This window comes from Streptomyces montanisoli (genome assembly GCF_017813245.1).
Taxonomy (GTDB): Bacteria; Actinomycetota; Actinomycetes; order Streptomycetales; family Streptomycetaceae; genus Streptomyces; species Streptomyces montanisoli.
In genome coordinates this window covers 1-7,263 of sequence record NZ_JAGIQL010000243.1, presented here as the reverse complement: position 1 = coordinate 7,263, position 7,263 = coordinate 1, and the positions used below count along the sequence as shown (strand labels likewise).

Below are 7,263 nucleotides of genomic sequence, written 5' to 3'. Positions count from 1 at the left end.
CGTGCCGCCGCCCGGGAGATCGACGCGGAGAACACGCCCGAGTCGCGCTGGGCCGCCTGGGAGGCGCTCGGGTCGCTGCCGGTGGCGCGCCCGCCGCGCGGGCCTGTCCTCGTGGTGGCGGCGCACCCGGACGACGAGGTACTGGGCTTCGGCGGCACGATGGCCGCGCTTGCCACCGCCGGCACGCCCGTGCACCTGCTGTCCGTCACGGACGGGGAGCGGTCGCACCCGCGCTCCACCCGCCCGGCCGCCCGCCGCCTGGCGGCGCTGCGCCGCACGGAACTGGCCGCCGCGCTCGCCGATCTCGGCCTCGACCGGGTACGTCCGAGTCACCTCGCCGTACCCGACACGGCCGTCGACGCCCACGAGGCGCGCGTGGCGGACGCCGTCGCCCGCCTGCTGCGGGAGACCGGCGCGCGGCTGTGCGTGGCGCCGTGGACCGGCGACCTGCACAGCGACCACGAGGCCGCGGGGCGTGCCGCCGTCACCGCGTGCGCCGCCGTGGGTGTACCGGTATGGCGCTACCCGGTGTGGCTGTGGCACTGGTCCTTCCCCGGCGACACCCGGGTGCCGTGGCACACCGCCGCTCGCCTGCCGCTCGGCGGGCGGGAGGCCGCGTCCAAACGGCGTGCGGTGCGCCGGTTCAGGAGCCAGATCGAGCCGCTGGGCAACGCCGAAGGGGACGAGGCGATCCTGCCACCCGGCGAACTGGCCCATCACGTCAGGGACTTCGAGGTGGTCTTCCGATGAGCACGCCACCCGGCTACTTCGACACCATGTACGCGTCGTCCGCCGATCCCTGGGACCTGGCGGGCCGCTGGTACGAGCGGCGCAAGTACGCGCTGACGGTGGCGGCCCTGCCACGCCCCCACTACCGCAGCGCGTTCGAGCCCGGCTGCTCGGTCGGCGTGCTGACCGAGCGGCTGGCCCGGCGGTGCGACCGGCTTCTCGCCGTCGACCGGGTGGAGTCGGCGGTGCGCACGGCGGCCGAGCGGGTGCGCGGCCTCGACCACGTCGAGGTCGCCACCATGGCCGTGCCTGGGCAGTGGCCCGGCGGCTCCTTCGACCTGATCGTGCTCTCCGAGTTGCTGTACTACTTCGACGACGACACACGCGGCCGGCTGCTCGACCGGGCGCTGGAGTCCCTGGAGCCCGGCGGCACACTCGTCGCCGTCCACTGGGACCATCCCGTGCCCGAACACCACCGCACCGGCTCGGAGTTGGCCGCGCCACTCGCGTCCGTTCCCGGGCTGTCCCCGCTCACCGACGTACGGGACAGCGACTTCAGGCTCCAGGTGTTCACGAGGACGGATCCCGCGGACGGCACCCCGCTGTCGCCCGCCGCGGAGGAAGGGCTGCTGTGACGGTGCGGGACGCGTGCGCGGTGATGGTCCCGGCGCACGACGAGGCCGCGTCGCTGCCGGCGACACTGCGCTCGATACGTGCCGCGGCCCGTCACCCCGCGCTGTCGGGTGTGGAGGTGGTGACGGTCGTCGTCGCCGACGCGTGCGCCGACGACACGGCCGCCGTCGCCCGGGCCGGCGGCGCGCTCGTGGCACGTGAGAGCTTCCGCAACGTCGGCCGTGCCCGCGCCGCCGGAGCGGAAGCCGCGCGGCGCCTGCTCGCCGCGCACGGGGACAGGCTGTGGCTCGCGACCACGGACGCGGACACCGTGGTGCCACCGCACTGGCTCGCCCACCAGCTCCGCCAGGCGCGCGCGGGGTGGGACTGCGTCGTGGGCACCGTGCGCGTCGCGCCGCATCCCGCGCTGAGCGCGGCGACGGCCGCCCGTCACGACGCGCACTACTTCGCCGGGCGCCCGCCGGGCGCCGGCGCATGGCGCCATCCGCACGTCCACGGCGCCAACCTCGGCGTGGCTCTCGGCCCCTACCTGGTCGCGGGCGGTTTCCCGCCGTACACGTACGGTGAGGACAGGTCGCTGGTCGCCGCACTCGAAGGCACGGGCCACCGCGTACTGCGCACGGACGCGTGCCCCGTCGTCACGTCGGGCCGCCGGGACGCGCGGGCACCGCACGGCTTCGGTGCTTTTCTCACGGCGCTCGCACTCGGCTGACCTGCGGCGATCAATTTCCGTCCGCACCCGGTGGCGTATTCGGCAGGTCATCTTGGGCTCGCTGCCCGGTTCACGCATAGATCGCAGGGTGAGGGGCACGCGATCCGTTACACAAAGAGAGCGAGCCCGCGAGAAATGGCCGGGCGGAGCGCTCATCACCTGCGGGCGCGCCGATCGCGAAACGTGTATCGCGACGAAAGTCGCACGGCACTCCGGCCCGGCGCGGATCGCATTGTCCACGACGCTACGGACGGGACCATGACGAAATCGGAGAGCGGCAGCAGCGCGCCGGAAAGCCGGAGCGGCCGCAAACACATCGGCGCTCCCGATGCGATGCGCCGCGCAGCCGAACAACTGGCGAGTCTGCTGGGCAGTGAACCGGAATCGGTGTCCGCCATCAAGAAGACCGACGACGGCTGGACGGCCGCCGTGGAGGTCATGGAGATCGAGCGCATTCCTGACACGTCCAGCGTCATGGCGTCCTACCGCGTCGACATGGACGGCGAGGGTGAACTGATCGGTTACGAAAGGATCCAGCGCTATCCCCGGGGCCGCGTCGACCGCTGAAGCGGCCCCACAGTGGAGGAAGGAAGAAACAACGTGAGCATCGTGCAACAGTCCAACGCTCCCACGAGTGGTGGCGGATCCGGGAGTCTCTACGACGTCCTGGAACTGATTTTGGACCGTGGTCTTGTGATCGACGCGTTTGTCCGGGTCTCCCTGGTCGGCATCGAGATACTCAAGATCGACGTGCGCGTCGTCGTCGCCAGCGTGGACACGTATCTGCGCTTCGCCGAGGCGTGCAACAGGCTGGATCTGGAGGCCGGCAGCAACAAGCCGTCCGGCCTCACCGACCTCGTCGGTGACTCCATGGAGAGCGGCGCGAAGGGCAAGAGCAAAGGGGCGCTGACGGGAGCGGTCGAGGCGATCACCGACTCGCTCCAGGGCAGCGGAGAAGAGGACGACGGAAAGCGGGAACGCGAGCGCAGCAGCAGCAAGTCGTCGTCCGGCCGCCGTACGACCCGCCGGCGGGAGGAGTAGTCCATGTCCACCTACATCTACGCGATCACCGCGTCGGACCACCCGGTACGGCTCGACGGGCTGACCGGGGTGGGCGAGCCGGCGTCCGAGGTGCGCACCGTGAAGACCGACGCCCTCACCGCGGTCGTCAGCGACGCGCCCGAGGGGCTGCGGGCCAAGCGCAGGGACGTCTCCGCGCACCAGGCCGTGCTGGAGCGCCTGATGGCGGACGGCGCCGTGCTGCCGATGCGGTTCGGGCTCGTCGGGCCGGACGACGACCAGGTGGCCGCGGCGCTCGAAGGCAACCGCGACGGTTACCGGGAGCGGCTGACGGAACTCGACGGCTGCCTCGAATTCAACCTGAAGGTCACGCGCGACGAGGACGACCTGCTGACGGAGATCGTCCACGAGTCGGACGAGATCCGCAGGCTGAACGAATTCACCCGGGAGCACCCGGACGCCCAGAACGAGAAGATGCGCCTCGGGGAACTGATCACCGAAGAGGTCAAGACGCGCCAGGAACGTGAGGCCGGGGAAATCACCGACCGCCTCTCCCCCGCCGCGCTGAACACCGCGATCGGCGACCCGGTGCAGGACACCCTGCTGAACGTGTCGTTCCTCGTGGAGCGGGAGAAGGCAGCCGGTTTCTCCGAGGCCGTGCACAAGGAGGCCGGCCGGCACAGCGAGGCCCACACGTTCCGGTTGAACGGCCCTCTTCCGCCGTACAGCTTCGTCTGAGCCTGAAGGAAAGGCGACACGGGAAGGAAGAACATGGGACTCATCACGCAGATCCTCACGCTCCCGGTCGCCCCTGTCCGCGGATTCGGCTGGGTCTTCGGACAGGTCCTGACCGCGGCCGAGCAGGAGTACTACGACCCCGGCCCGGTCCGCGGGCGGCTCGCCGAACTGGAACAGGAACTCCTCGCGGGTCAGATCTCCGAGGAGGAGTTCGACCGGCGCGAGGACGAGTTGCTCGACCGGCTGGAATTCATCCAGAACGAGCGTATGCGACTCGGTCTTGACACCTGACTCATACACGGAGAACGAGGTGCGCGACAGATGGCAACGAACAATTCCAAGATAGGCATGGCCCTGGTCGGAGGCTATCTACTGGGGCGGACGAAAAAAGCGAAAATGGCGATCGGCCTGGGCATGTTCCTGGCCGGTAAGAAATTCAACCTCGATCCGAAGCAGCTGGGGTCGATGCTCTCCGATTCGCAGCTGCTCGGCGGCCTGAACGAGCAGGTGCGCAAGGAACTGCTCGACACGACCAAGACCGCCGCAACCTCCGCGCTCACCAAGCGGATCGGCAGCTTCGCCGACTCCCTGCACGAGCGGACGCAGTCCCTCGAGGGCGGCGGCCAGGACGACGCCTACGAGGACGACGCCTACGAGGACGACGACTCCGACGAAGGCGACGAGTCCGAGGACAGGGCCGCGCGCGACGAACGTGACGAGCGCGAGGACGACCGGCGCGAGGACGACGAGCGCCAGGACGACCGCGACGACGCGGGGAAGGCCGGGGCCAAGTCCTCCAAGGCGCGCAAGTCCGCTTCGGGCAGCCGCTCCCGCGCATCGGGCACGGCGAAGAAGACAGCGTCGTCCGGTGCCCGCAAGGCGGCACCCAAGGCACGGAAGACGGCATCGGGCGCCCGGAAGACCACGGCGTCGGCACGCAAGACCGCCTCCGGCACCACGCGGAAGGCGACCAACCGGGGAGGCGCCGACCATGGCTGACTCGACACTCGGAACGCTCCGCAAGGAGCTGACGGACAGTCCGGCGGCCGACCGGCTCAAGGACGAGCTCCGCAACTACCTGATGGCCCGCGCCACCCACACGGTGACCAACCTGGGCGATCGCCTCGGCGAGGGGGCGGGCAAGCTCGCCGGCTCCGCCGGGGACGCGGGTGGACTCGCGGGCAGTCTCGCCAAGGGCGGTCAGGCGCTCACGGAGGGCAAGTCGCCGCTCGACGCCGCCAAGGCGATCGGCAAGGACCAGCTCAAGAACACCCTCAAGGACAAGGTGAAGGGCGTGTTCGGCCAGGGCCGCAAGGGCGGGGGCGGCAAGTCGAAGTCCGTCACCATCAGCGAGGACATCGATGTCGGTGTGCCCGTGCGTACGGCCTACGACCAGTGGACGCAGTTCCAGGAGTTCTCCACCTTCGCCAAGGGCGTCGTCAGCGTGGAGAAGGGCGACGACACGTCGAGCAACTGGCGGGTGAAGGTCGCCAAGTCCACCAGGAGCTGGAAGGCCAACGTCACCGAGCAGGTGCCCGACCAGCGCATCACATGGACGACCGAGGGTGCCAAGGGCACCGTGAAGGGCGTCGTCACCTTCCACGCGATCACCGACGACCTCACCAGGGTGCTGATGGTCCTCGAGTACTTCCCGAAGGGGTTCTTCGAGAAGACCGGCAACATCTGGCGCGCACAGGGCAGGCGGGCGCGGCTCGACCTCAAGCTGTACCGCAAGTTCATCATGATGCGCGGCGAGGCAACCGACGCCTGGCGCGGCGAGATCCGCGACGGCGAGGTCGTGATGGACCACGACGAGGCGATGGAGCGCGAGCAGGAGGAGCAGGAAGGACAGGACGGTGAGGAGCCCGAGGTGTCAGAGGGCTCGGAGGAGTCCGAAGAGGCCGAAGAGGAAGGCGCGCAGGACGACGACGAGGACGGCGACAGGTTCGAGGACGAGGAGGCCGAGGACGAGGAGGCCGAGGCCGAGGACGGCGAGGACGAGCCGTACGACGACGAACTCGACGAGCCCGAGGCCGGGCAAGAGGACGCGGACGCCGAGCCCGAGGACGACGAGGAAGCCGAAGGGGACGAGGAGGCCGCCGCCGAGGACGACGCCGACCGCGAGCCCGAGGACGCAGAGCCCGAGGAGGACGACGACCGCGACGGCGCACGCCGCCCGGCACGTGCGGGCCGGAGCTGACATGGTCAAGCCCGGCGCCCCAGTTCCCGGGGCGGTCTCGCAACGATCAGCAGGACGAGGGTGAACCGACGTGTCCGACTCATTGTCAGGCCGTATGGGTGGCCCCCCTGCCCGGGCGCCCTACGGGGCCGCTCCCCAGGGGAGTTCCGCGAACCTCGCGGACATCCTGGAGCGCGTCCTCGACAAGGGCATCGTCATCGCGGGCGACATCCAGATCAACCTGCTCGACATCGAGCTGCTGACCATCAAGCTGCGGCTGCTCGTCGCCTCCGTCGACAAGGCGAAGGAGATGGGCATCGACTGGTGGGAGCACGACCCCTCGCTGTCCTCCCGCGCCAGGGACGACGCGCCGCACCGGCAGATGTCCGCCGGGCACGCGGGGGGCCGTGCCTCCGGCGGCGCGGAGGTCGACGCGGAGGGGCAGGCCGACGAGATCGCGCGGCTCCGGGCGGAGGTGGCCGAGCTGCGTGCGGCCGCCGCCCTCCCGGAGGGCGAGAGCACCCGCGCCGAGCGTGAGCCCGATCCCGCGCGCAAGCGGCCGCGCCGTACGGAGAAGGGCGCGGAGACGACCCGCAGGGCTCGGCGGACGGACGGCCATGACACGGACGAGGAGCACTGATGTCCGCCACGCCCACGCACACGCCCACCCCGGCGAGCGGTGCGGACACCGTGTCGTACCTGTACGCCGTGTGCCGCGCCGACGCCCCCGAGCCGGCGGGCGGGCAGCCGCCCGCCGGCGCCGGCGGGCGGCTGCGGCTCGTCCGGGAGGGCGGCCTGGCCGGCGTCGTGGCGTCCGTGCCGGCGGACGAGTTCGGCACGCGGGGCCTGGAGGCGCGCCTCAACGACCTGGATCAACTGGAGGCGCTGGCCCGCGCGCACAACGCCGTGGTGGACGCCGCCCACGCGCGCGCCACCGTGCTGCCCATGCGGCTCGCCACCGTCTACCTCGACGACGCCCGGGTCGCGGAGGTGCTGCGCGCGGGCGCCGAGGACTTCGGGCAGCTGCTCGACTGGCTCGACGGCCACGAGGAGCTCGGCGTCAAGGTGTACGCGGTAGCACCGGCGAAGCCGCAGGAGGCCCCGGCCGCCGGCACGCCCGAGGCGGAGGGCGCCACGAGCCCGGGCCGCGCGTACCTGCGCCGCCGCCAGGCCCAGCGCAGCAGCCACCGCGACGCCTACCGCGCGGCCGGCGAGGTCGCCGCGCGCCTGCCGGAAGCGGTGTCCGCTCTCG

General features: G+C 71.3%; 11 protein-coding genes. All 11 read left to right on the top strand.

Annotation, left to right across the window (positions count from 1 at the left end; all coding sequences use genetic code 11):
* Nucleotides 1–750, top strand: a 750-nt coding sequence (locus JFN87_RS31070; RefSeq protein ID WP_245182634.1) for a PIG-L deacetylase family protein, incomplete at its 5' end; no start/stop codon positions are given.
* The gene (locus JFN87_RS31065; protein ID WP_209345541.1) at nt 747–1,364 is read left to right on the top strand and encodes a class I SAM-dependent DNA methyltransferase; all 618 of its coding nucleotides are present in this window, start codon (nt 747–749) and stop codon (nt 1,362–1,364) included. The genes JFN87_RS31070 and JFN87_RS31065, both read left to right, overlap by 4 nt.
* Nucleotides 1,361–2,074 carry a glycosyltransferase gene (locus tag JFN87_RS31060; protein WP_307865663.1) on the top strand — a complete coding sequence of 238 codons (714 nt, stop codon included), beginning with the start codon at nt 1,361–1,363 and terminating at the stop codon, nt 2,072–2,074. Before JFN87_RS31065 ends, JFN87_RS31060 begins: the two co-directional genes overlap by 4 nt.
* A gap of 258 nt (nt 2,075–2,332) precedes the next feature.
* The gene (locus JFN87_RS31055; RefSeq protein ID WP_209345540.1) at nt 2,333–2,641 is read left to right on the top strand and encodes a gas vesicle protein GvpO; all 309 of its coding nucleotides are present in this window, start codon (nt 2,333–2,335) and stop codon (nt 2,639–2,641) included.
* Nucleotides 2,642–2,674: 33 nt separating this feature from the next.
* Nucleotides 2,675–3,115, top strand: a complete 441-nt coding sequence (locus tag JFN87_RS31050) for a gas vesicle structural protein GvpA (protein WP_209345539.1) — start codon at nt 2,675–2,677, stop codon at nt 3,113–3,115.
* A 3-nt stretch (nt 3,116–3,118) separates the two neighbouring features.
* Nucleotides 3,119–3,832 (top strand): GvpL/GvpF family gas vesicle protein, encoded by a 714-nt coding sequence (locus JFN87_RS31045; protein WP_209345538.1) that lies wholly within the window; start codon nt 3,119–3,121, stop codon nt 3,830–3,832.
* A 33-nt stretch (nt 3,833–3,865) separates the two neighbouring features.
* The gene (locus tag JFN87_RS31040) at nt 3,866–4,123 is read left to right on the top strand and encodes a gas vesicle protein GvpG (protein ID WP_209345537.1); all 258 of its coding nucleotides are present in this window, start codon (nt 3,866–3,868) and stop codon (nt 4,121–4,123) included.
* A 105-nt stretch (nt 4,124–4,228) separates the two neighbouring features.
* Nucleotides 4,229–4,831: a hypothetical protein gene (locus JFN87_RS31035; RefSeq protein ID WP_209345536.1), complete on the top strand. Its 603-nt coding sequence runs from the start codon at nt 4,229–4,231 to the stop codon at nt 4,829–4,831.
* Nucleotides 4,824–6,032: an SRPBCC family protein gene (locus tag JFN87_RS31030; protein ID WP_209345535.1), complete on the top strand. Its 1,209-nt coding sequence runs from the start codon at nt 4,824–4,826 to the stop codon at nt 6,030–6,032. Before JFN87_RS31035 ends, JFN87_RS31030 begins: the two co-directional genes overlap by 8 nt.
* A gap of 94 nt (nt 6,033–6,126) precedes the next feature.
* On the top strand, nt 6,127–6,651 hold the full coding sequence (locus JFN87_RS31025) for a gas vesicle protein (protein WP_209345534.1): 525 nt from the start codon (nt 6,127–6,129) through the stop codon (nt 6,649–6,651).
* On the top strand, nt 6,651–7,263 hold a 613-nt coding region (locus JFN87_RS31020), incomplete at its 3' end, for a GvpL/GvpF family gas vesicle protein (protein WP_209345533.1). The genes JFN87_RS31025 and JFN87_RS31020, both read left to right, overlap by 1 nt.

What these genes read in the sequence shown, in the direction of transcription:
- JFN87_RS31065 (WP_209345541.1), top strand. Translation starts at nt 747, where the DNA reads ATGAGCACGCCACCCGGCTACTTCGACACCATGTACGCGTCGTCCGCC.
- JFN87_RS31055 (WP_209345540.1), top strand. Translation starts at nt 2,333, where the DNA reads ATGACGAAATCGGAGAGCGGCAGCAGCGCGCCGGAAAGCCGGAGCGGC.
- JFN87_RS31045 (WP_209345538.1), top strand. Translation starts at nt 3,119, where the DNA reads ATGTCCACCTACATCTACGCGATCACCGCGTCGGACCACCCGGTACGG.
- JFN87_RS31040 (WP_209345537.1), top strand. Translation starts at nt 3,866, where the DNA reads ATGGGACTCATCACGCAGATCCTCACGCTCCCGGTCGCCCCTGTCCGC.
- JFN87_RS31035 (WP_209345536.1), top strand. Translation starts at nt 4,229, where the DNA reads ATGGCGATCGGCCTGGGCATGTTCCTGGCCGGTAAGAAATTCAACCTC.
- JFN87_RS31030 (WP_209345535.1), top strand. Translation starts at nt 4,824, where the DNA reads ATGGCTGACTCGACACTCGGAACGCTCCGCAAGGAGCTGACGGACAGT.
- JFN87_RS31025 (WP_209345534.1), top strand. Translation starts at nt 6,127, where the DNA reads ATGGGTGGCCCCCCTGCCCGGGCGCCCTACGGGGCCGCTCCCCAGGGG.